The organism is Levilactobacillus cerevisiae, from assembly GCF_003946245.1.
Lineage (GTDB): Bacteria > Bacillota > Bacilli > Lactobacillales > Lactobacillaceae > Levilactobacillus > Levilactobacillus cerevisiae.
Genome location: NZ_RHNN01000027.1, coordinates 20,851 through 46,145, shown reverse-complemented (window position 1 = coordinate 46,145; position 25,295 = coordinate 20,851). Strand labels below are relative to the sequence as shown.

Below are 25,295 nucleotides of genomic sequence, written 5' to 3'. Positions count from 1 at the left end.
ATACCAAGTATCAAACCGCCCTACACATATTTGGTTTGTCGAAACAATGTTCAGTTTTCAAAGGTCTACCAAGTTATCAGAGAAGTAAGTGCTCCGTGACAACTTTTAAAGTATATCATTTGGTCAAAAACGTGTCAACTAATTTTTAAACATCTTTTTGAATAAATATCGATGTTTTCAACAACTAATTGAATAAATATTCTCAACAACGTTTACTACTATATCAAGAATTCTCAAGACCGTCAAGCCTTTTTTAAAATTACTTGAATCTTGTATCAACGTTGTCGATGCAACGCTTGTTTGCGTAATTGACAACAAAAAATAGTTTACCAATATCCGCCGCATTGGTCAAGGGTAAAATGAATATTTACTGAAAATAATTTCAACTTTCTGCCGCTGCTCATCACAATTGGCCACAGACCTCCGCTTGCTTGCTGACTACGTGAACAAATCGGTCTACCCCTGCATGACTGAGAGCGCCCTCTCTAAGCAGCAATCGGAACAATGGCTGCAACGCACTTATCCTTTTGATCCAAGCCATCATATACATATCCCGCCAAAACTACCGGCTTGCCTTCATCTCTTTACCTATCCAAAATTAGTAGCCCTAAAGTCAAACACTTAAAACACGAAGCCACACCGACGAAACAAAAAAGGCTTCACGCCACAACAATGTGGGCGTGAAGCCTCTAGTAGATTCAAAACGATTATTTCAACTCTGGTGCATCGGTCTTGTAATCAGTTGTTTTCCCGTCATTCTTTGCCAATGCGCTCGTCTTTTCCTTCTTTTCAGCTTCAGCAAGCTTCGCCATCGCTGGTGTGTACTTGTACGTAAAGGAAGACTTATCGACCTTGGTAAAGTTCTTAGGCGTGTAGAACCGGAGTAAATCACCATAGATGACCCGATCAGAAAGAGACAGCTCGGTCGTCACGTGGTTTTGCATCTGGTCAACGACCTTCTTCTGCGCCGCCGTGAGCTTCAGGACTTTCCCCGTCTTGGTATCATAGACAGTCCCACCAATCTTCGTATAGGTCGGCGAGACAAAGTTCCCATTTCTAAAAGCAACCGTCTGATTGCGATTCTTCGCCAGGAGATCTTGGCCAAACTGAATCGTATCCGTATTTTTGACTCCTAACAAGTCCAGCAATGTTGGCAAGACGTCAATCTCACCACCATACGTGTGGTTAATACCACCCTTAAGACCCGTCGCATGAACCATGAATGGCACCTTTTGGAACTGCGCTAAATCAAAGTTAGTGATCTTGCTCTTCCCTAACAGCTGGGCGATTGCTGGTCTATGGTTGTTGGAAATACCATAGTGGTCCCCATAGGCCACAATCACACTATTCTTGTAGAGCCCAACCTTCTTCAAGTAGGTTAAGAATTCCGCAAACGATTGATCCAAGTAGTGGGCCGTCTGCACGTAAGGATCCACAGTCTTGTCCCCCGTCTTGGTCGCCGGGAAGTCCGTGTTTTTCTTATCTAGTTCGTAGGGGTAGTGGTTGGTTAACGTAATCAGTTTCGCATAGAACGGTTGTGGTAACTGTTCTATGTACTTAGCTGATTGTTTGAAGAAGATTTTGTCCTTCAGACCATATCCCACCGTATACCCCGACTTCTCCGTATAGTAACTGGAGCTGAAGAAGTATTGGTATCCCCAGGATTTATAAGTGTTGTCCCGATTCCAGAAACTCGGAACATCCCCATGGAATGCTGCCGTCGTGTAACCGGCCTCCTGACTCAGAATCGCTGGTGCTGCCTGGAACGTGTTCTGTGTCCCATAGGTGGTCATCGCCGATCCTTGAGGTAACCCAAAGAGTGAGTTCTCCAACATCATTTCAGCATCGGACGTCTTTCCTTGGGCCACCTGGTTATAGAAGTTGTCAAAAGACAGTGTGTTCTTACTATGATAGAACTTGTTCAGTGTCGGGGTAACTTCCTTCCCATCAACTTTGTAGTCAATCAGGAATTGTTGGAAACTCTCCAAGTGAATCACAAAAACGTTCTTGCCCTTTTCCTTGCCGTAGTACGACACGTTCGGACTCACCCGATTTTGCTTGAGATACTTCAGGACACTCTTCATGTCACTGGCATTCGCACTCGCGCGGGTGGCACTTTCCTTTTGCGTTTGGTACGCGTTAAACGCTGCGTACTCGTTCAGGCCCATATACTTCACGATATAGTTGTTGTCAAATGTCCGCGTTAACAAGCCGGAACGATCCGCATTTGCCATCCCAAACTCCGCAAACATGAGGCCGAACGACAACACCGTGATTGAAAAGGCGTACCGACGTTTGAACGGCCGCGCGTCAATCCGAATCACATGGGTGACTAACAAGACAATTAGAATAATGATATCAATGTAAACAAAGAAATCATAGAAGTGCGTGATCTGAGCCATACTCTTGCCCAGGTTATTCCCCACGTCGCTGGAACCCTTCATAATCCCGAAGGACAAGAAGTCAGAAAACTCTCGGTAGTACAGGACGTTTGCAAAAATCCACGTCGATTCCAAGACGTTGATAATCATCATTAGCCAATAAGCCAACCGCCCCCGGAAATACAGGGCAATCCCAAATATCAGTAATGCCGCCGGGACTGGATTAATGAACAGTAGAAACTGCTGTACACTCCCCTTTGCCCCCAACGTGAACTCTGTTTGGTAGGCAATGTAAGTTTTTGCCCAAAACAGAACGATGGTCAACAGGAAAAAGCCCATGCGGGTGTTTATCCAGTTCATCTTCCCTTTAAAAAAATTCGCCATGAGACAGCCTCCACAAAATAGTTAACATCACTACAGTATACCGAATCCTATCGGGGTTTCAATCTGATTAAGGAACCTTTGAAAAAATTCAAGTTTTGGTCACCATTCCGTCATAAACGCGCTGATGCACGTGATGGTCGTTACCGGCTTGGGACCAACCATTAGGTCAGGAGAATTGTAAACGCCACCACGTTTTTATCTAAAAAAAACAAAACTATGGCAACCATAGTTTTGTTATTAGTTATCCGTCAATAAGTCAAACAATTCGATAGCCACCAAATCAATGTTATCAAATTCAAAAGTCGTTTCCGGATTGTGTTCAGTTAACGTGTAAGTGTGGGTCAGTTGATTAAACACGACCGTTGCTTGTTCCACGCCTTCTTTTTCAAAACGACGGGGTTGTGGCTCGTCGGTAGCATCCTCTTGCATCGCCTTTAAGCGATTGATGATGCCAATCAGTTGAGATTCTTCCATGGTTGGTCCCCTTTCTAGCTTTCACTATGATTTTACCAAACTTGGGCCACTATGGCACGCCCTAATCGCGAAAATATCAGGATTTCCTCAATCCGCTTCTTCTCGCACCTTGTCTGGACGAATCACCATCGCTACCAGACCGGCCAGCATGCCTAGATAGTAGGTCAATAAGCGCCATAAAATCATGGCCAGAACTAATTTACTATTTGAGGAAATATAACTCCGAAAGATCATTTCAAAACTGTATTCGGCACCCCCAGAACCACCAGGAATGGGAAAAAGTGAAATCACCATGACGATTAAAATGTGCAGACTCGTTACCATGACGATGTTGGCGGTCGTGTACCCTAGGGCCAACATGATGAAGTACGGGATTAAGTAATAGAACATCAATTGGAAAAAGGTAATCACAAACACGCGTAGCATCAACTTGCCTTGCCCACTGATCCGGACACTTTCCGCGTAGAAGGAATCAATCTTGCTGTTGATATTCGTTTCCATCCGAGCAAAGCGTTCAGGCTTCATGAACCAGCTCATGGGTTTCATCACCACAGCGACGGCTTTTTTGGTAAACGCATGCCAGAACATCACCATCAATAGACCAATAATCACGGCTAAATGAATGCTGAACCCAAAGACAACCAGCCAGGCCAATGCGTGGAGCTTGTCTTGAATACTCTGAAAGCCAATGACCAGCGCAAACAGGAAGTTGATGACAATCATGGACTGATAGACCACGAACTTCATCAGCAAGACCGAACTGGCCTTCCCCGCATCCACCCCTGTTTGCATTAAGGCAATCAACTGGGCGGGCTGACCACCAGATGAAAATGGTGTGATCCCGTTGAATAACTGTTCAACCATGGGGATTCGCAGGGCATCCTTGAACGTAAAGCCCTCGATTCGGTCAGAGATGAACACCTTGACGATCCAGGCCTCTAACCCCAGGTAAATGGCCATACACAGGACGGCCACCCCAAACCACCAAAAGTTAATATTAACAAAATCATTGATTAAAACTGAAAATTTAATGTCACGGAGAGAAAAAGCAAAGATAGCGATCCCCAAGAGCAACATCAACGCTAAGACCCATTTATTTCGACGTGACATTCAGCTACCCCTCTTTTGCTTGTTGCGTATAGAACTCACGCCAAATCTCCGTGAGATGTTCTTCGGAGTAACGGTCAGCGGCAGCCAGGCTCTGTTGCCGCCAATGCGCCAACGCGGCCGGATCCTGCGGCAACTTGTGTAATTGTACATTCATTTCATCGTAGTCCTGCGCTGGTTGATAATCCCCCGCGATAATCGCCTTGTATAAGTCGAGATCTCGCAATAGTACTGGCGTCCCGGTGCTGAAAGCCTCGAGGACGGACATGGGAAACAGCTCGTTGAATGACGGCAACAGGAACAAATCAGCCATGTTGTAGTAATCCACTAACTTATCGCGATCAACAATTCCTGGAAAACTCAGGTTGGCCGGTGGATTGTCGACGACCTTCTTCAACTCGGCGTAACCATCCGTCATGCGGCCGAACGAAAAGCCCCCGGCCCAAATAAATTGCAACGTCGGGTTGTTTTCAGCTAATTTGATAAAATCAAACAAGCCCTTCCGTTCCTGAATCTGCCCAATACCGAGGATGGTAAACCGTTGCGCGTCATACTGATACTTGTCGCGTAACGCCAATTTCTGCTGATTATCGACCGGATAGAACTCCTTACGGCTGACGAAATTGGGAATATACGTCACCTTGTCGGCTGGAATTCCGGCAGCCACCAGTTTAGGAATAAACGTCGGATTGACCACAACGATGTGGTCCATCCGCTTGTAAAAGGCAATCACGTACCAGTAAAAAATGGACCGGAACGGTTGAGGAATTTTCAAGCTTCCCTCCAGAGTTTCCGGCAAAAAATGCACGTAACCAATTTTACGGCCACGATGGGGCATAAACGTTGATAAATAGTAGGAAAAATTAATCGTATGGTAGTGGGTTAAGTCCACCCGGCGGTAACGATTGACGGACACATCAAATTCGTCCGTTAACCGGGTTGCCAATAGGTTCATGAGTTCATTGTAGGCACTCCCCACACCCTGACCCTTGACGGAATCAGCCGCCGAAAACATGTTGATTTTTAACATCCAATAACTCCTCTAATCGCTAAAGTCTGGGGTATCTTCGTGAGACTCTTCGTAGCTGGCTTGGGCATCCTGATAGAACGAAATCACGTGCTGACCAAAAGTATCTGCAGAAATTTCTGCCAGTTTGCGTGCCAACAAGTCTGGGTCCTGCTCCTCGTCGCCGTGCAGCAGGTAATCCACCACGTTGGTCACCATCTTGTCTTCCGTTGAGAAAGTCACCCCCAACGTCCGACTCGATAACAACTCATCGGTGTAAGGACTGGTCATGACGACAATTTTGGTACCCGCTGCCATGGCTTCAATGTAGGTTAACCCTTGAGACTCAGAATCTGACGACGATAGAAAAACGTTGGCCATATGGTAGTAACGGAACACGTCGTCGTTATTCACTTCGCCCGTAAATTTAATGTGGTCGCTGTAAGGGGTTGCTTGAGCCTGAGCTTCCAGGTCCTCTTTGGCCGGGCCATCCCCTACAATCAGTAACTGTGCGTTAGGGACTTGTTCCAAAATCCGAGCCATTGCAGAGATGCTGGCCTTGATGTTCTTTTCGTAGGCCAACCGACTCAGTGACAAGATGACCGGTGTATCTGGCGCGTAACCCAGCTGTTGCCGCAAGTGTGCCGTATCCGGTCGTTCATATTGATGCAAATTAACACCGGTCGGAATCACCCGAATTGGCGTCTTCACCCCATAATCGGTTAAGGTCGTCAACACCCGATCACTGGGCGCCACAACCCCTGTCAAGTGGTAGCAAAAAGCAAGAGTGGCCTGCTTCACGTGGACGGGTTTCAGAATCTTGCCGTTCGCCACGTAATGCAAGTAGTCTTCATACATGGTGTGATACGTATGCAAGCACGGAATTTCAAGGTTCCGGGCGACAAATTTGCCAATCCACCCCATTGAAAATTCTGTTTGCGTGTGAATCACATCCAAATTCAGTTCCTTCGCAATTTGGTAAGCCTGAAACAGCCCCCGTACCGCAATCCGGCGTTCTGTAAACGAAACGAATGGAATACTGGAGAACCGGAAAACGTTACGCTCATAAACGTTTTTTTCAACCTTTGGATCGGTCGTTGTAAAAATGTAGACTTGGTTACCTTGTTTTTCCAGTTGGTCACGTAACGTCTTAATCGACGTGGCCACCCCACTCACTTGAGGGAAATAGGTATCCGTAAATATGCCAATGTTCATTGCCAATCCCCCTTGCATCTTGTGTGTTGTCTATTTTTAAGTTACTCTCTTCACTGGATGACCACTGTAATCAACATGACTCCGGACCAACAACCCCTTGAACCCGGCCAGTACAGCACCCATTCAAGCAATTCCCGTGGCACCCAGCTATCTTCATATTTTACAATCATCACAATTATATGGGTTTGCCTAGGTGATTGCAAACGACAACGGGGGTTGACGGAAATTTAATCGGTCTCTGCTCGATCACGGTCCGTTCAAAACCAGTGTTTTAGCCAGTTTCCACCCGCTTATCTCTAAATTGAAGATCGAAAATTGAAATGTCGGCAACACTGTCTAGGTCTGCCGGCTTACCGTTCACCAAATTTAGGCCGGAACGCTGTGGGCAGGACGGTCCGAGCCAAAGAACGGTCTTGGACCTCGGCTGAGCCTAAATTTGGCTTACTCACGCCTACATAGGTAATGGTCAATTATAGCAGACAACCGGTGCTAGGCTAGGCCAGCGATGACCACATCAATTTTGTGGCAAAGAGCCAATCATAACCGGAGGATGCCAGAGATGCAGGTAGCTGTGACAACGGTGTCAGCTGGGAACCAGCTTACAGCGTGGGACGCGTTTGGAGACTGTCGGGTCTGGACAGGCTTCAAACCGAGCCGGAGGACCGAACCTCAGGCCGCAGGCGGTCCCCATAGCAGCCGGAATCTCTGGCAGCCGCAGGTGGCAATTCCCAACTATTTTTGCGGCTTGAATCTCTATTAGCTGAACCTGTCCAGCTGTCGGTAATCTTTCAAGTCTTTAGCCCTAAATATACCATAGTAAAAAAGCACCTCCCACTAATGTTACTTGGGAAGTGCTCACATTCATTGCTGGTTAATTTTGTGTTAGCACGCCGGGAACCGCCGCCTGTACCATGGTGATGACTTCTTGGCTAGTGCTTGCTGAATTCAGCGCTGTTTCGACCAACGACTGCAGGTCCTTGGCGTTCAGCTGACCAATCAACTGGCGGGTCTTTAGGATAGCCCCCGCACCCATCGAGAATTCATCAAGGCCCATACCTAGTAGCAAAGGCACGGCAATCGGATCGCCAGCCATTTCACCACACATGGCAACGGGAATCCCCGCCGCGTGCCCAGCCGTAATGATCCGGTCTACTAACCGTAAAATTGCCGGGTGATAAGGCTGATACAAGTAAGCCACGTCTTGATTGGTCCGATCGGCCGCCATGGTGTAGCCGATGAGGTCGTTGGTGCCAATGCTCATGAAATCAACTTCTTGGGCAAACCGGTCCGCCAACATCGCCGCAGCGGGCACTTCGACCATCATCCCCACCGCAATTTTTCCGAGTGGGACTTCCTCCGTGGTTAGTTTCGAACGTTCATCATCGTAAATGGCCTTTGCCTGGCGAAATTCATCCAGCGTCGCAATCATGGGAAACATGATTCGTAAATTACCGTATGCAGACGCCCTTAACAACGCACGTAACTGGCTCCGGAAAATATTTTGGTGAGCGAGGCTTTCTCGAATTGCCCGGGCCCCTAAGAAGGGGTTGGCCTCGGGTTTTTGCTTCAGATACGGCAACGGCTTATCACCACCGATGTCCAGTGTCCGAATCACCACTGGCCGGGGCGCTAACGCCTGGACGACCTGCTTGTAAATGGCAAACTGTTCGTCCTCGGTTGGTAACTGTTCAGAATCCATGTAGAGAAATTCCGTACGCATTAGTCCCACAGCCTCCGCACCATTCTTTAGCACGTTAGGAATATCACTAGCCGTACCCATATTGGCTGCCAGCATGACGCCAACGCCATCCTTACTCGTGGTCGTATGGTGCCGCAACGTGGCTAGTCGCCGCATATTGGCTGCGCGTTCTCGCATTTTTTGTTGTGCCGCGGCTTGTTCCTGCTGGGAGGGATTGTTGACCACGTTACCCATTGTCCCATTCACAATGACCGTCGCCCCGTCAGCTAACTGTGACGTCGCGTCCTGGGTCCCCACTACAGCAGGGATATTTAAGGAGCGCGCCAAAATTGACGAGTGTGAGGTGCGCCCACCCAAGTCAGTGACGAAGGCCAAAATGTATTTGGCATCCACCGACACCGTGTCACTGGGAATGAGATCGTGCGTCACAACCACGACGGGTTCCGTGAGCAAAGACAAGTTCGGTAGCTTGACGCCTAGTAAATGGGCCGTCACCCGCTTGATGACATCGTGGAGATCCGTGGTTCGTTCTTGCATATAGGTATTATTATCTAACCCTTTTAGCTGTTGCTCGTAGTCGGCCGCCACGTTTGCCAAGGCAAACTCTGCGTTGACGTGCTCGGCGGTCACTTGTGCCTCAACCGCACCGATCACTTCAGGGTCCTGGAGCATTGCTATGTGCGCACTAAAAACCTGGGCACCATCGGCACCCAGGGTTTTAGTTGCACGAGTTTTAATCGTCTCTATTTCTGAGACGGCTGCTTCAAGGGCCTGATGGAATCGATTTAATTCGTAATCAAGATTAGTGATTGACCGCTTTTCAATCGTGAGGTCTGGTTCTACAAACCGGTAGACCCGGCCGCAAGCCATACCATCACTGGCGGCAATTCCCTTGAGCATCGTTCTCATTAGTCAGATAAACCCTCTTTTTTCAATGTTTCCGCCACAGCGTTCATGGCATCTGCTTCGTCGTCACCGTCAGTTGTGATGGTGATGCTAGCATTTTGGCCAACACCTAATGACATCACACCCATGATGGACTTCAAGTTAACGGACTTGTCTTGGTACTGCAAGCTAACTTCAGAGTTGAACTTGCTAGCAGCCTGAACTAATAAAGTTGCTGGACGTGCATGGATACCAGTTTCTGCAGTGACACGAAATTCGCGTTTTTCCATAATTGATCGATCTCCTTTAAGCTTAGGTTGATTTTTTACGAACGTAACCCACCCTGACCTTGCGCATTGGCCAAACAACCATTTTGTGAGTCACGCCTACCTACTAAGAATATCAATATCGGTACTAAATTACAAGCATTCATGAACCGCTTACATCAAATAAACCCAATTCATCTTGACGCGTGCTCGGCTAATCATGCTTAGACTTACAGGCCACCCGGTACCAACACCGCGTTATACCCATGAATAACTTTATTGACGAGTCGAGCTAATCCGTATCCTGTTGACCATCATCGTCGTAACGATAAATTAATTTACCGCCCTTATCCGCCTGACCGACGACCCGTTTCCGCGTTTCAAACGCCATGAAGGCCTTTTGAAACGCCGGGAACTCTTCAGGGGTGACTTCAAACTCGTCTAGTTCTTTATCCTTTAATTGGTTCATCAACGCCGTAAAATCTTTATCCACAATTTTTTCTCCCTCTTACTGATTACCGACAAGTTTCATTCAGCTGATCTAGTATTCGAATAATAACCCACTACTTAGTTGCTTAGTAGCCTATCACAAACGGCTTCCTTAAATTATCACGCATCTGCCACTACAACGCAACCCGTTAGTCTCTTTGCAGCAACGTACCGTTCCTCTTCGTATGAACGACTTGATTAGCGACCTCCATCATTAATTTTAGAAATAAATTCCCAATCCAAGCGTCGTTTTTAGCATTCTACTAACGAGAGTGCTAAAATGAAATTGTTCGCTGGAAATGCCGCCAGTACCACTGATTTCGTCGCGAAACAAAATACTTGCACGGCGAAACAAACGCGGTATAATGTGGTCAATGGTCAAGAAAGGTCAAATCTTTTCTGATAGTGACCTGCGTGGGTTTCCCACGAGAATTCCAGGCAAGAAAGGAGACGACAAGATGCTATGTCAAAATTGCCACCGCAATGAAGCAACGATTCACCTTTACATGAGTGTAAACGGGCAGCGGCAACAAGTTGACCTATGCCAAAATTGTTACCAACTGCTTAAGCAGCAACAAAACGATTCTGGAAATGGAGGTGGCCGTATGGCACAAGATCCATTCGGCTTTGGTAACCTGGATGATATTTTCCGGGCTATGCAAGACGGCAATAATAATGATCAGGCTGACTACCGGCAATCCGGTGCACAACCTGGCCAACCGACGCAACCCTCTGGTACCCAAGGCAACGGAAACGGTTTACTCAGTCAATATGGGTTAAACCTGACTAAATTAGCCAAGGATGGCAAGGTTGATCCCGTCATTGGTCGTGACAAAGAGACGGCTCAAGTCATCGAAATTCTCAATCGCCGGACTAAGAACAACCCCGTTCTAATTGGGGAAGCTGGTGTTGGGAAGACGGCCGTCATCGAGGGCCTTGCGGAACGTATTGTTGAAGGCAACGTTCCCGAAAAGCTCGCTAACAAGCAAATTATTCGATTGGACGTCGTGTCACTGGTTCAAGGAACCGGGATTCGGGGCCAATTTGAACAACGCATGCAACAATTGATGAAGGAAGTTCAAAGTAGTCCGGACATCATTCTGTTCATTGACGAAATCCATGAAATCATGGGTGCCGGCAATGCTGAAGGTGGTATGGATGCTGGGAACGTTTTGAAACCAGCCCTTGCACGGGGGGACTTCCAACTCATCGGGGCAACGACTTTAAATGAATACAGAGATATTGAAAAGGACCAAGCCCTCGCACGGCGGTTCCAACCCGTCACGGTTGATGAACCAAGTGCAGATGAAGCCATCAAGATTTTACAAGGGATCCAAAAGAAGTACGAGGATTACCACCACGTGACCTACATGGACGATGCCATCAAGGCCGCCGTTCGTTTGTCCGACCGTTACATCCAAGACCGGTTCTTACCCGACAAGGCCATTGACCTGTTGGATGAGGCTGGTTCACGGAAGAATTTAACGATCAACGTGGCGGACCCTAAGGCCATTGATGAGAAAATCAACAGTGCCGAGAGTCAGAAGCAGGCCGCTTTGAAGCAGGAAGACTACGAAAAAGCCGCCTACTACCGTGACCAGGTCAACAAGTTAGAAAAGTCCAAGGAAACGGCTAAGACCGCTGATCAAAATCAGTCGGCCACCGTCACCGTTAAGGACATGCAAGACATCGTTGAGCAGAAGACGTCCATCCCCGTGGGTGAGCTCGCAGCCAAGGAACAACATCAACTGCAGAGCCTCTCCCCTGACCTGGAGAAGCACGTCATCGGCCAAAACGAAGCCGTCGACAAGGTTGCCCGGGCCATCCGTCGTAACCGAATTGGTTTAAACGGTACCGGCCGGCCAATCGGCTCCTTCCTGTTCGTTGGCCCTACTGGGGTCGGCAAGACGGAGTTAGCTAAGCAATTGGCTAATGAACTCTTTGGATCTCAGGAAGCCATGATTCGTTTCGACATGTCTGAGTACATGGAACCACATTCCATTTCTAAATTGATTGGGTCACCACCTGGCTATGTCGGCTATGAAGAAGCTGGCCAGTTGACGGAACAAGTTCGTCGGCACCCGTACACCCTGATTTTATTGGACGAAATTGAGAAAGCCCACCCGGACGTCATGAATATGTTCTTACAGATTCTTGACGATGGGCGTTTGACGGATTCTCAAGGTCGGACAGTGTCTTTTAAGGATACGCTGATCATTATGACCAGCAACGCTGGGACCGGTGACGCTGAAGCCAACGTTGGCTTTGGAGCTGCTGCTGAAGGGACGACCCACTCCGTTCTAGGTAATTTGACCAATTACTTCAAGCCTGAATTCTTGAACCGTTTCGATGACATCATCGAATTCAATTCTCTCAGCAAGGAAAACTTGATGCACATTGTTGATTTGATGATTGGCGACGTTAACCAAATGCTGGCTGGCCAAGGCCTCCACATTCACGTCACGGAACCTGTCGAAGAACAACTCGTTACCAAAGGCTATAACCCCGCAATGGGTGCTCGCCCGTTGCGGCGAGTGATCCAAGAAGAAATTGAAGATCGGATTGCTGACTTCTACCTCGATCACGCGGATGTTAAGAACCTCGTGGCCAAGATTGAAGACGGCAAGATTGTCTTAGCTGCTGAAACTGCACCGGCCAAGCCAACAACGACCGATTCCTCTACAGATAAGCAAGCTTAAAAAATGTTAACTGAATGTTAACGCACAATGAAGCGGGACTGTGACAGCTGTCACGGCTCCGCTTTTTTATTATCCGTAGTGTTTATCCATATCCTCATTTGTGCGGTCGATAGTCAATTGACCACTGGCTTTTAGTCCCCCGATAATCTCTCCTTCTCCAACCCGGCGGCACCTTACTGGAAGCGTTTTGAAAAAGGACCTGCAACCGACTAGCAGAATGCGGTATACTGTATTTTAAAGGAAACTTCTGGAGGTGAAAGGAAATGGCTTTTTTTGACTGGCTTCGCAACGTCATCGAACCGAATCGGTCGCCGAGACGTCGGCCCCGCCACGCGCAATCGCGACGGGTCCCAACCCCCGTCGGACCGACACCCCCCATACCACCCGAACCAGTTACGCCAGCTCCTTCGCCACAAGCTCTGCCACTGACAACGGCCGCCAAGCCCGTCAGCCAACCGGAACCCGCTACACAACCCGCAACCCTGGTCGTCCGCTTAGTGGACGATCAAGGCCGCCCCTTACAACCAGCGTTAGTCTTGACGGGTTATCTGAATCAACCCGTTAATTTCCGCTTTCCTAAAATTGCTGGCTACGCGTTGCGTGACGTCCACGGCTTCACTCAAGATTACATTTCAGAATACGGATTGACCACTTTGGTCTACGTTCGCCACTGGGGGCAACCGATTATTAGCTACCTGGTCGATTACGATACTGGCAGGTTACTGGAACTGCCTGGCATTCTGCGCGGTCGGTTGGGAACCTCCTTCTCGTTGACCCCCCCACCAGTTACCAACTACCATATTTTCCAGGCGCAGGGCACGCAACGGGGAACCTTTTCCCAGCAACCCGGTCAAGTGGTCTACTACTACCGGCGAGACTCCTGGCAAACGGTGCAGCGCGTTCATCAATTTGTCTTTCTCCAAACCAATCACCAGGTATACGACGAACCCGGCGGACAGGCGTACGGCTATCAGTTCCCCACCGATTCCTTGTGGCGGTTGTTCATGGTCATCACCCTGACCAACGGCGACGTTTGGTATAACCTCGGTGGCGAACAGTGGCTCTCCGCCAAGGACACTGTCCGGCGGGAACACCAATTTGTCGACCTGGGTCTCCCGGCACCCGATAAATGGCAGCCAGAAACTTTCGAGCGCATCGGCACGGTCGATTACGTGCCCGGTAAAGCCGTTTCGTTCTACCAGGAACCATATGGTGAAACGGCTGGCCAACTCAAACACGGCGAGGCACTGGATGTCCGTGGCCGGGTGGTGGACGACCAACACCTCGTCTGGTACCAAATTGGACCCAAGGCATACATCAACGCGCGTTACGTCCGGTTGGCTAAGATTGCTTATGCTTGATTGGACTAGCTGAGAACGAATTAAAAATGGGTATTTAATCTGATAAACCTAAAAGGAGTCTGGACAAAATCCCAGACTCCTTTTTCATCTTCAATTCTATGTTGCTGAAACGTGGAACGAAAGCCTAACCGCCTTTTGTCCCACTCTTATTTTCTAACCGTTCTTACGTTGCCCTAGTCAATTTCTGCGACCCAGTTAGTCGTGGATCGCCGTTGCCAGCGTTTGGCAATTTCTAACACAATTGTGGGAACAAACATCGCTGGTACCACAATCAGCCAAGCGACAGCGGGTAAGCTAATGAGTCCAAACATGCTCTGAAGTCCCGGAACAGTCGCGATTGCGATAACCAAAGCAACGGCCAATGCCATCGCCCCATTCAAGCGGGGGTTCCGTTTCAGACTCTTAAGCGTCAGCGGTTGCCGGTCCTTGATGGCGTAGATGTCGACCATCGAGCCGACCGCCAACACCAGGAAGACCATCGTCATCCCCATCGTGGCTTGACCAGCGGTAAGACCGAAGCGGCCAATCGCGTAGATTCCTAGCGTCAGGAAGGTAAACGTCACGGCACGAGTAGCTAGTCGACTCCCCAGCCCGCGGGCAAATAAACTTTCGTCGTTGGCCACCGGTGGCTGTTCCATGGCTTCCTTTTCGCCCGGTTCACGGGAGATGTAAAAACCAGGAATCCCATCGGCTAACACATTGATCAGTAAGAGTTGTTCCGCCAAGAGCGGAGCGCCCCATCCCATCAGAACGGCGCCAACCATCAAGAAGATTTGCGCAAAGTTGACCCCAACTAGGAATTCAACCGCTTTTAAAATGTTTTGATAAACCGTTCGGCCTTCACGGACCGCGGCAATGATCGTTGCAAAGTTATCGTCCGTTAAGATCATGTCGGCGGCACCTTTGGAAACTTCCGTACCTGTAATGCCCATGGCAATCCCAACGTCAGCAGCCTTGAGTGCCGGCGCATCGTTCACGCCGTCACCCGTCATCGCCACCGTCTTGCCGGCGTTCTGCCACGCCTGGACAATCCGAATCTTATCCGTTGGTGACACCCGAGCGTACACGGCAATGTCTTCGATCTGACTGGCTAATTCAGCGTCCGTCAGCGTTTGGAGTTCATCCCCAGACATCACCAGTTGTCCCGGCGTCAACAGGCCAATTTCCTTAGCAATCGCTTCTGCCGTCACCATGTGATCCCCGGTAATCATCACCGGCTTGATGCCGGCGCGTTTGGCTTCCCGGATTGCCGGAATCACTTCTGGCCGTGGTGGGTCAATGATCCCCACGAGACCAGCAAACGTTAAGTTCTTGGTGAGTGTCGCCCAGTCATGGGTCGTTGTCGCGGGCACCACTTTGTAGCCAACCGACAAGACCCGTAGTGCTTGTTGGCCAAATTGGTCATGAATCGCTTGTGCTTGGGCCAATTGGTCTGGCGTCCAAGCGATGGGTAGCCGGTCAAAGGCCCCCTTCACAATCACTAACTGTTGGCCATCAGCCAGACTGTGCACCGTTGCCATTGTCTTTTTCGTGGAGTCAAAGGGATTTTCCGCTAGCCGTGGTGCTTTTTTCTCAAACTTTTGGCGACTGCGATCGTGACTGCTCATCCACCGAACAATTGCCAATTCTGTCGGGTCACCCATCGTTTCTTCCTTGCCATTGACCACCTGAATTTCGGCGTTGGTCGCCAGTCCCAGGTAGCGCATCAACTTTTCACCAGCTGGCGTCAGGTCTTCTGCCGCCGCGGCGTTTGAGTTGGGTGTCCAGTAACGGGTAATTGTCATTTGGTTCTGGGTCAACGTTCCCGTCTTGTCGGAAGCAATCACGTCGACGCCCCCGATTGTTTCCACCGCATTCACCCGGCGCATGATGGCATTACGCTTAGCCATCCGTTTCACACCGTGGGCCAGACTGATCGTCACAATGATCGGCAACGTTTCCGGTACGGCCGCCACGGCCAGGGAAATCCCAATCATCAGGCTGTCAGCCAGGCCTTGATTTTGCATCCAAATACTCAGGGCAAAGATAACCATCCCGCCCAATACGGCAAACGTCGTCAACCAAGCAGACAGCTTATTCAGCCGTCCTTGGAGTGGCGTTGCCCGCTTCTTGGTCTTGTTTAACAGACCAGCAATCTGGCCCAGCTCCGTGGCCATCCCAGTCGTCACTACTTGAATGACAGCGGTCCCGGCAGTCACCGCCGTGCCAGAGAACACTTGTTGGCTTTCAGTGGCACCAGCAGGATCCGTCAATTTTTCCTTGGTAACCGGCACGCTTTCACCCGTCAAGACTGCTTCGTCTACGGTTAAATTCGTGCTCTGGAGCACGACGCCATCGGCTGGCACTTGGTCGCCCGCTTTTAGGAGCACCAAGTCACCAGGAACAATGTCCTTCGCCTTGAGGGTCTGCGCGATACCATCCCGCCGAACGGTTGTTTCGGGCAAGCTCATGGACTGCAACGCGGCTAAAGCTTTTTCCGCGGAAGCCTCCTGGTACATCCCGATAGTCACGTTGATCACCAGGATTGAACCAATCACAATTGTCTTAGTCCAACCGCCACCCTGGAATAGAGCCATGTAGCTGGCCAAACCCACGGCGAACAGCAGAACCAGTGAGGACACGTCGCTCAAGTGGCGGGCAATCTGTTGCCACAGGGCTGGCTTTTTTGCCGCAACCAATTCGTTGGTTCCAGTCGCAGCCAGGCGTGCTTGGGCTTCTTTAGCCGTCAGCCCCTGCTGCGCCGTTAACTGAATCTTCGTCATCTCTTTTCTCTTCATAATTAAATCCTCCGTTATATAAATGAGTCATCGTGTAAATTACTATAATCTTATTATGACGAAAAGTTTTGCGTAGATTTGGAGAAAATTGTGAAGATTTTTGGAGACTTGCTGTTTGGTTAACCCTATTCAGTGTCTGCTAGCATTTATGCCCCACGAAAAACAGCGCCACTCACTTGGTCTGACCAAGCGGTGTGCGCTGTTTCAATCGGTACTTATTTACTTTAGAAGCTATTCGGAACAACTTCGAGATTGACTTGAAGGTCCCTATGTTTCCTAATGTGACAGAAATATCGAACTAAAGTAGTGGCAATACTGGCGGAAAACACCGGCGTACCCTTCACATGGATAACCGCCAATTATTCTGGATAACCGTTGCCAGCCCAACGATGTTCACATCACTGACATGGTAAAAAACAATCATAACCGGAGGCGGAATCTCTGGCAGCCGCAGGTGGCGGAATTCAACCAATTTTGTGTTTATCTTGAAAACCGTTCTTACAGGTTCTTATCCATATTAAACGTCAGGTGCGACAAAGTCAGACCCTTTTCAATCAGGTCATTAGTCAGTTGCGTCGTGACTTTACGCATATCCGCGACGACCTGGTGGTTCTGGTCAGTCAGGTAGGCCGTGAGTGCATCGCCAGAGAGATCCTTTGCCCCAGCTAGGGCAGTAGCCACGTGCGTGCGTAAGTCTTGCTTAGCTGCAGTCACGTAGTCGGTGTTCTGTTCAATGAACTGGACGTAGTGAGATTCCACAATCATCGACATCTTCCGGTACATCCAGTACGCGCTGACGTCGTCCAAGTGGAGTGGCGTTTGGCTATAGGCGGGATCCGTGTCCGTGGCATTGGCAAAGAATGGCACGTAAGGACTGAAGGATGGCACCCCAAAGTTTAACCAGAAAATAGCGGAGCGGTCCGCTGGCACATCGTTTCGTAACTGCAACACGTGCGAGTTCTGCGTCCGGTTCATGGCGATTGGCCGGAACTTGAACTTCTCTTCACTCTCACCCGGGCCCAGTGGATCGTAAACCGTTTCGTTGTAGTGGGAACTTAAAATATATTCAACGTCTTCAACGCTAATCTTGTGACTAGTCCGGCAAATAAATGGGAGGTCACTGGATTGCGGGTCCTGGTGAATTTCAGGATTCAACACGTGCTGGCCAAACCAGACCCGCGGCGTGTTATAGTGCCGATCCTTTTCGGTGCTCGTGCCAAAGATGTGGCGGAAATTCCAGCCATCTTGGTCGGGGTTCAAGTGGTTCTCGGTAACAAAGTCTTGAATCCCCTCAGAAAACATAAAATTATCGGGATCATCGAAGCTGACCTGTTGAATTGCGACCTGGTTGGCAGTCACTGCATAGGCATCATCTGGAATGCGTTGCGCAACCCAGTGGTGACCGGTGACGATTTCCATATACCAAACTTCACCGTGATCGGAGAAGAGCACCCCGTTGCCTTCGGGTGACCCGTATTCTTTGATGAGATTCCCCAAGTAACGGACCCCGTCGCGGGCTGAGTTGATGTAAGGCAAGACTAAGGTTTGTAGTGAATCTTCGGCCAGCCCATTGGCAATCAAGGGATCAAAGGCTAAAGCGTCGGGATTACCATACACACTTTCGGTCGCGCTCATAGCCACATTCTGTTCGTTGAACCCGCTTTCGGCGTAAACGCCTTCCTTGTCGACGTCCGCGTTAGGCGTTGCCATGTAGCGGTAACCGTCGCTAGGAATCGGTGCCGTGAACCCATTTTGATTGGATACCCAGGTCCGCTGTGGTTGGTCATGCTCTGCGGGATGCACGTAGAACCGTTGCGGCGTTAAAGCTAAAAAGGTGTCGTCATTCCGTGCAATCAGCGTGGACCCATCCACCGTAGCTTCTTTACCAACCAGAACGGAGGTACAGGCCGAGAGATGCTTTGCTACTTTTGTCATTAAAAGAGTCACTCCTTCACTTGAATACCTGCGAGTTCGCCCACTAGTGAGCTTGCAGATTTATCTCTGCTTATTAGTTTACCGCTTTTCTTGAGACAAAACTAGCTTCGGGTTCTCCCTCCGTAAATAACAAAATGGTAACACTTTCAAAAAAGTGTTGACATTAACGACGAATTGTCTAAAATAGAGTTGTAATCAATTGAAAGAGTTTTCACATGGCTATGCTTGTGAAATACCTTTCAATAAATCTTGTTTTGGGAGGCAACACCATGAAAGTCACAGTTGTTGGTTGTACACATGCAGGAACCTTTGCCATTAAACAAATTTTAGCAGAACATCCGGATGCAGAAGTTACCGTTTACGAAAAGAATGATAATATTTCCTTCTTATCCTGCGGGATTGCTTTATACCTCGGTGGTAAAGTCGCCGATCCTCAAGGCCTGTTCTACTCAAGTCCTGAAGAACTGAAGAGCCTAGGTGCTAACGTTCAAATGAGCCACAACGTTTTAGACATCGACCCCGACCAGAAGACAGTCACGGTTGAGGACTTAACCACTCACGAAAAGACGACTGAAACCTACGATAAATTAGTGATGACTTCTGGTTCATGGCCAATCATCCCTAAGATTGCTGGGATCGATGGCGACCACGTGAAGCTTTGCAAAAACTGGAATCACGCGCAAACCTTAATCGAAGAAGCTAAGACTGCTAAACACATCACGGTCATTGGTGCCGGCTACATCGGTGCTGAACTGGCAGAAGCCTACTCAACGACCGGCCATGACGTCACCTTAATTGATGCGATGGATCGGGTTATGCCCAAATACTTCGACCAAGAATTCACCGACATCATTGAACAAGACTATCGCGATAACCACGTCCAATTGGCCTTAGGCGAAACGGTTCAAAGTTTCACCGACACTGGCGATGGCGTCACAATCAAGACCGATAAAGGAAGCTACGACACCAACCTGGCTATCCTTTGCATCGGCTTCCGGCCCAACACCGACCTACTCAAGGGTAAGGTTGACATGGCTAAGAACGGTGCCATCATCACTGATGATTACATGCGTTCATCCAATCCTGACATTTTTGCTGCCGGTGATAGTGCAGCAGTTCACTACAACCCAACGCATCAAAATGCCTACATTCCACTGGCCACTAATGCGGTTCGTCAAGGTATCCTGGTTGGTAAGAACCTGGTCAAGCCAACCGTGAAATACATGGGCACCCAGTCTTCTTCTGGATTGGCACTGTACGGCCGGACGATTGTCTCTACTGGTTTGACGCTGGCTGCTGCTAAGCAACAGGGTATCAAAGCCGACCAAGTCATCGTTGAAGACAACTACCGTCCCGAATTCATGCCAACGACGGAACCCGTACTGATGTCCTTGGTTTATGATCCAGAAAGCAAGCGAATTCTTGGCGGCTCTCTGATGAGCAAGTACGACGTCTCACAATCTGCCAACACCTTGTCCGTTTGCATCCAGAACGAAAACACGATCGATGACCTGGCAATGGTCGACATGCTCTTCCAACCCAACTTCGACCGTCCATTCAACTACTTGAACATCCTGGCACAAGCTGCTCAGGCCAAAGTTGCCAAGCTGGAGACTACCAAGTAAACAAGTTTTAAACAATTGCTCCTAAATAAAGTTGTGGAAACTAGTAAAAGGCTTCGCTAATCCAATGATTGGCGAAGTCTTTTTCTGTCCATATTTATCAGTGTTTCATCAACTGTCGCAAGGTCTCATGTGGCCCCTTCATCATTCGGGTACGTTGTTCAACGACCAGGTCACCGTACTGCTATACTTTCCCTGAACGGCAGCGGAGTTCACTTCCAGTAGGAGCCCGCTGTCCTCGTCCCAGTCATCAATGACGTTCGTCAGGTCATCGTTCCCGGTAGACTCGCCCTGCCCCACAGCAATGGGCGTGTCGCTAATGGGGGTCCGGTCATCCCCATCATAGTAGCTCAGGGTTCCCGCTAACTTTTGACCGTCAGCCCGAGTAAAGTCAGTACTGGTCACCTGGAGCGACCATTTGGCCCCGGCTTCGCGGGTGTCCAAAATTTCCACCTGCCAGTCGAGGGTTCGTTTCACCTTCTGTTGTGCACCAGTCAAGGTCGTGTCCTCGAAGGAGCTCTTCTCCGCCACCGTGTTGAAGACCAGCTGCGGACTAACCGTGATGGTAAACGTCACGGTGTTGGACACGTTGCCGTACGGATCCTCCACGGTGGTTACCAAGGTGTTCTTACCAGTCTGGAGATCCGCAGCGGCCACCGTCACGTCAAACCGACCACTTGCCGGATCACTCCCATCGGGAATTTTGAAATCAGTCTGGGATTTGCCATTTAAAATGGTGTGCACTGTCATGTCAGCGTTGGTTAAATTAACCCCCTCTGGCACAACCACGATTCCTTTCATGGTTGCGTCTTCCCCGGCTTCCACCTGGGTGCTGGACCCCGACAGCGAGGCTGCGTACAACTCAAGGGTCGGATTCAGCGTGAAGGCGACCGTCTCAGCTGACACGACACTGTTGACCGCGCTAAAGGTACTGGCCGCTGCATCAACGTTGACCGGCGCCTTCGGATTCGAGGCCGTCCCGGTCAACTTAATCGTCGCCTCATCGTTGGCTTCAGACAAGGCCTCACTTAACTTGATGGTCAACTGGTTGTCCGTTAAATTGCTAACATCCACCACCGTTGATGAGCCATCGGCGTAGGTGACCTCAGCTGTCTCATAGGTCAATTCTGCAGGTAGTTGGAGCTGGGCTTGGATATCTTTCCAGGACTGCTTCCCACTGAGGTAATTTAGCTGATACGTCAATTCAAAAGTGTCCTCGCCTTTCATGACATCGCCGTCATTAATTTTCTTTCCCGTCGTCGTGTCGGTCAGCGTGCTGGTTGCCTGAGCATCGACTAACCCGGGAACTTCTTCCATGACCACTAAATTATTTTCGTAGCTGTCACCAGTGGCCCCCGTAAATCCCCAGCGCGCCTCACCGGTATCGTTCGGATCAATTTTTACCAGATCTAAAGTTGCGCTCTCCGAAATACCCGTTTGAACTTTGCCAGTTGCCGGGTCCTTATCATCAAACGTATAGGTCATCTTTTTCCCTTTGGCGTTCCAATTCAGCGTCAAATGATGCCAAGCACCATTGGCGAGCATCGTGTAATCTCCTTTCAGCACACCCTCATGCGTTTGCGTGGCATAATAACCCACGCTGTAGATGGGTATCAGGGTAGACGTCCGCACCATTTGATAGGTGCTCGTTTCGGCCGGATAGTTGTTGGCGATATGCGGCCCGGAAATCCCCACGTCAAAGGAATCTGCGTCACCAGTATTCCCGTAATTCGTCGACGTATTTAGGTGCGTATCAAACTCCAACGCCCAACTATTTTGAATTGCCTTGGTGGCTAATTTATCGGGTGTCGTCTGCTTCTTGTCCGTATCTACGCCCCACACGCCCAAGGTTTCACCCGAAACGGTTTTGCCGTAGCCTGGCGTTGCAGCTAAACCGTTTTCATCATTTTGTAAGACAAAGGCCATTCCATCGGCCGCCTTCTTGCCTGTATTCCCAAAGTACAACCACATCGAAGCCGATTGGTTCTTCGTCAGGTCAAACACGTTGTCACTCGTGGACCACAGCGCCCCAAATTGCTTTTTCCCGTTGTTCACCTTAGCCGCCTGGGTGCCACTCGCCGCTGGATTCGTGGTTGTGACCACTGAGGCCTGATTATTACTGGTCGTCCCCGGTGTAAAGATATTGTCCAGCGAAATGCCTTGTGGCGCAGTCTTCAAAGCTTGATCATAATCCGCATCCGCATGACCGACTACACCACTCATTCCCAAAATACTGAGGCCCAGTAAGAGCCCCAACCAATTTCTGAACTTCATCGCAATCGCTCCTCTCCATCCCCCAAATGGTTGTGGGACACAATCTATGCACGTTACCGTCTATCATTTCGTTTATAGTGTAACATAATGAAATTTATGACGGGGCTTACACGCAAAATTCGAAGAACAGCCTTCGGGATTTGACGAGTCGCTGTGAAAATGCACTAGTTTCACCGAACGAAAAAAGAGCCCGAAAATAATTCGGACTCCTCGACTATTTCTATGATTACCCACTGGAAATCATTCCCAGCGGACTTAAATCGTTTAAGCTTACAGCTTGGAAGTCAGTTCAACGTCTGGATACTTGTCCTTAAACCAGCGTTCGGCGAAGTGATTTTCAAACAAGAACAGGGGTTCACCGCGGTTGTCCTTGACCAAGAGATTCCGGGATGAAGACATCCGTTCGTCCAATTGATCAGGGTTGATCCAGCGCGCAGTCTTCTTGCCCATTGGTTCCATGATGACTTCAGAATTGTATTCGTTTTGCATTCGGAACTGGAAAACTTCAAATTGTAGTTGGCCCACGGCTCCAAGAATGTAATCCCCGGTGGTGTAGGACGTGTACAGCTGAACGGCCCCTTCCTGAACCAGTTGGTTGATCCCCTTGTGGAAGGACTTTTGCTTCATCACGTTTTTAGCAGAAACACGAACGAACAGTTCTGGCGTAAATTGCGGTAATTTTTCAAACTTAATCTTATTCTTACCGGTATAAATGGCATCACCGATTTGGAAGTTACCGGTATCGTACAGCCCAATAATGTCCCCCGCTACGGCCGTCTCAACGTTTTCACGCGTGTCGGCCATGAACTCCGTCACGTTTGAAAGCCGCAACTTTTTCCCGGTGCGTTCCTGAATCACGTCCATGCCACGGTCAAATTCACCCGAGCAGATCCGGACGAAAGCAATCCGGTCCCGGTGATGCGGATTCATGTTGGCTTGAATTTTAAAGACAAATCCAGAGAATTCGGCATCCGTTGGGGCAATGTCGGTGTCCTCTTCCGTGTGGTGGCTAGCGGGCTTAGGCGCGTATTCCAGGTAGGTATCCAGGAACGTCTTGACCCCAAAGTCAGCTAGAGCGGACCCGAAGAACACGGGCGTTTGGTCCCCGCTGGCAATCTTGGCTTGATCAAACTGGTTACCGGCCTCACCGATCAGTTCCATGTTATCACGTGCATCCCGGTACCAACTGTCTTCTTCTAGCTCATTGTGTTCGACTAACTCACCATCGTCGTTCAATGGCAGGTATTGGTGAGCCTCGTCTTGGGGCCGGAACAAAGCAACGCGGCTATGATAACGGTCATACAGTCCCTTAAGTTCCTTCCCCATTCCGATCGGCCAGTTCATTGGATACCCTTCGATGCCCAGGACATCTTCCAGCTCGGCAATCAGGTCCATGGGATCACGACCGTCTCGGTCCAATTTGTTCATGAACGTAAAGATCGGAATGCCCCGCATCTTACAAATTTGGAAGAGCTTCTTCGTTTGGGGTTCGATCCCCTTGGCAGAATCAATCACCATGACCGCTGAATCAACCGCCATCAGTGTCCGGTAAGTATCTTCAGAAAAGTCCTCATGACCGGGGGTATCCAAAATATTGATCCGTTTCCCCTGATAGTCAAATTGCATCACGGAACTGGTCACGGAAATTCCCCGCTTCTGTTCAATTTCCATCCAGTCAGACTTGGCGAAGTTACCACTCTTCCGCGCCTTCACGGTACCGGCTTCACGAACAACGCCCCCAAACAGCAGTAACTGTTCAGTAATCGTTGTCTTCCCGGCATCGGGGTGAGAGATAATGGCAAACGTTCGGCGTTTATCGACCGCTGACGCTAAAGTTTTTTCACTCATATTTTTTCCTCACAAAATTTATTTTAATTATTTAGGTTCTCGTTTAAATTCAATCGTCACAGCTAGTAATTTTACCACATTTAGCCCGACAATTCACGGTTTGTTGGTCCTCATCGCCAATCAACCACAATTCGTGGTATCATGGAACAATGAAGTTTATTTAGAAACGGGTGAAACTATGTCGGCGTCTACTGAAACTATGCTCATTAAAGTTGTCTTTGCCATCGGCGTGCTGGTCGTTCTGAGCGGCCTGATTGGGTTAATGATTGCGCGGACCAAACGTCAACCGTTACAGCCAACCATGTCCGTCATTCTCTGTGGTGCTGGATTAGCGGTCATTGCCCTGCTCTTGAACAACCTGTTGTTTCGAAGCTATGACGATGTCCAATTAAAAAAGAATCAATACTATGAAGTCACCAGCCTAACCGCAAACATGAAAGCCTCACTGGCCAGCAGTCGTACCGCTAACCAGCCGGTCAGTACCCAATCCAAGAAGGCCAGTAAAAACGTGACTTATTTGGTGAAGAATCTCAAACAGTCTAAAAGCGCTCGCCAAGCAGCCCAGACGGCACAACACCAATTGGTCACGGTCAAACACCCTGACTTAAAGCTGGTGCGTCGAAACTACCGGATTGTTTTGCAGCACTACTTTGAAGACACCGGCATCACGGCGAAGCAGGCCAATCGCCTGACTGCTCACGCTTACCGCCAGGCAACTAGCTACAGCAAGTAACCGGATTTCTATCCACGGAACCAAAAACTGAGTACCGCCAACCACACACGTTGACGGCACTCAGTTTTTTTTTACCTAATTCCAATTAAGGCACCAAATTACTGGCAACGTTATCTAAAGCTGCCGGCTTACCGCTCGCC

16 protein-coding genes are annotated in these 25,295 nt (G+C 49.3%); 4 read left to right on the top strand and 12 right to left on the bottom strand.

Features of this window, described 5'->3' with window-relative positions; translation table 11 throughout:
• Positions 1-707: 707 nt before the first annotated feature.
• The 8 genes from EKM99_RS12155 to EKM99_RS12120 all read right to left on the bottom strand — a co-directional run bounded on the left by EKM99_RS12155 (position 708) and on the right by EKM99_RS12120 (position 9,910).
• On the bottom strand, positions 708-2,765 hold the full coding sequence (locus tag EKM99_RS12155) for an LTA synthase family protein (protein WP_125583692.1): 2,058 nt from the start codon (positions 2,763-2,765) through the stop codon (positions 708-710).
• Between the two features lie 237 nt (positions 2,766-3,002).
• Entirely contained in the window at positions 3,003-3,239 is a 237-nt protein-coding gene (locus tag EKM99_RS12150; RefSeq protein ID WP_125574787.1) for a YkuJ family protein, read from the bottom strand.
• Between the two features lie 87 nt (positions 3,240-3,326).
• A complete protein-coding gene (locus EKM99_RS12145; protein WP_125583691.1) occupies positions 3,327-4,349 on the bottom strand; it encodes a lysylphosphatidylglycerol synthase transmembrane domain-containing protein in 1,023 nt (340 codons plus the stop codon).
• Between the two features lie 4 nt (positions 4,350-4,353).
• Positions 4,354-5,376, bottom strand: coding sequence for a glycosyltransferase family 4 protein (locus EKM99_RS12140; RefSeq protein ID WP_125583690.1), 1,023 nt, complete (start codon positions 5,374-5,376; stop codon positions 4,354-4,356).
• A gap of 12 nt (positions 5,377-5,388) precedes the next feature.
• Entirely contained in the window at positions 5,389-6,567 is a 1,179-nt protein-coding gene (locus EKM99_RS12135) for a glycosyltransferase family 4 protein (RefSeq protein ID WP_125583689.1), read from the bottom strand.
• A gap of 871 nt (positions 6,568-7,438) precedes the next feature.
• Positions 7,439-9,175: a phosphoenolpyruvate--protein phosphotransferase gene (gene ptsP / locus EKM99_RS12130; RefSeq protein ID WP_125583688.1), complete on the bottom strand. Its 1,737-nt coding sequence runs from the start codon at positions 9,173-9,175 to the stop codon at positions 7,439-7,441.
• Positions 9,175-9,441 carry a phosphocarrier protein HPr gene (locus EKM99_RS12125; RefSeq protein WP_125583687.1) on the bottom strand — a complete coding sequence of 89 codons (267 nt, stop codon included), beginning with the start codon at positions 9,439-9,441 and terminating at the stop codon, positions 9,175-9,177. The genes ptsP and EKM99_RS12125 overlap by 1 nt, the downstream gene beginning before the upstream one ends.
• Positions 9,442-9,709: 268 nt before the next feature.
• Positions 9,710-9,910, bottom strand: a complete 201-nt coding sequence (locus EKM99_RS12120) for a hypothetical protein (RefSeq protein ID WP_125583686.1) — start codon at positions 9,908-9,910, stop codon at positions 9,710-9,712.
• Between the two features lie 454 nt (positions 9,911-10,364).
• Here EKM99_RS12120 and EKM99_RS12115 point away from each other — a divergent pair, with 454 nt between their 5' ends.
• Both EKM99_RS12115 and EKM99_RS12110 read left to right on the top strand, forming a co-directional pair.
• Positions 10,365-12,605, top strand: coding sequence for an ATP-dependent Clp protease ATP-binding subunit (locus EKM99_RS12115; protein ID WP_125583685.1), 2,241 nt, complete (start codon positions 10,365-10,367; stop codon positions 12,603-12,605).
• A gap of 263 nt (positions 12,606-12,868) precedes the next feature.
• Positions 12,869-13,966 (top strand): MucBP domain-containing protein, encoded by a 1,098-nt coding sequence (locus EKM99_RS12110; RefSeq protein ID WP_125583684.1) that lies wholly within the window; start codon positions 12,869-12,871, stop codon positions 13,964-13,966.
• 173 nt (positions 13,967-14,139) lie between these two features.
• Here the strand turns inward: EKM99_RS12110 and EKM99_RS12105 are convergent, their stop codons facing one another.
• Positions 14,140-16,743: a cation-translocating P-type ATPase gene (locus EKM99_RS12105; RefSeq protein WP_125583683.1), complete on the bottom strand. Its 2,604-nt coding sequence runs from the start codon at positions 16,741-16,743 to the stop codon at positions 14,140-14,142.
• A 498-nt stretch (positions 16,744-17,241) separates the two neighbouring features.
• Complete coding sequence (locus tag EKM99_RS12100) at positions 17,242-18,678, bottom strand: C69 family dipeptidase (RefSeq protein ID WP_125583682.1); 1,437 nt, start codon at positions 18,676-18,678, stop codon at positions 17,242-17,244.
• Between the two features lie 269 nt (positions 18,679-18,947).
• On the opposite strand from EKM99_RS12100, the gene EKM99_RS12095 reads away from it, so the two are divergent.
• Positions 18,948-20,303, top strand: coding sequence for an FAD-dependent oxidoreductase (locus EKM99_RS12095; RefSeq protein WP_125583681.1), 1,356 nt, complete (start codon positions 18,948-18,950; stop codon positions 20,301-20,303).
• Positions 20,304-20,444: 141 nt separating this feature from the next.
• On the opposite strand, the gene EKM99_RS12090 is transcribed toward EKM99_RS12095, so the two are convergent.
• Positions 20,445-22,574, bottom strand: coding sequence for a lectin-like domain-containing protein (locus EKM99_RS12090; RefSeq protein ID WP_125583680.1), 2,130 nt, complete (start codon positions 22,572-22,574; stop codon positions 20,445-20,447).
• A gap of 270 nt (positions 22,575-22,844) precedes the next feature.
• Entirely contained in the window at positions 22,845-24,422 is a 1,578-nt protein-coding gene (locus EKM99_RS12085; RefSeq protein WP_125583679.1) for a peptide chain release factor 3, read from the bottom strand.
• A 199-nt stretch (positions 24,423-24,621) separates the two neighbouring features.
• On the opposite strand from EKM99_RS12085, the gene EKM99_RS12080 reads away from it, so the two are divergent.
• A complete protein-coding gene (locus tag EKM99_RS12080) occupies positions 24,622-25,155 on the top strand; it encodes a hypothetical protein (protein ID WP_225419860.1) in 534 nt (177 codons plus the stop codon).
• Positions 25,156-25,295 lie beyond the last annotated feature (140 nt).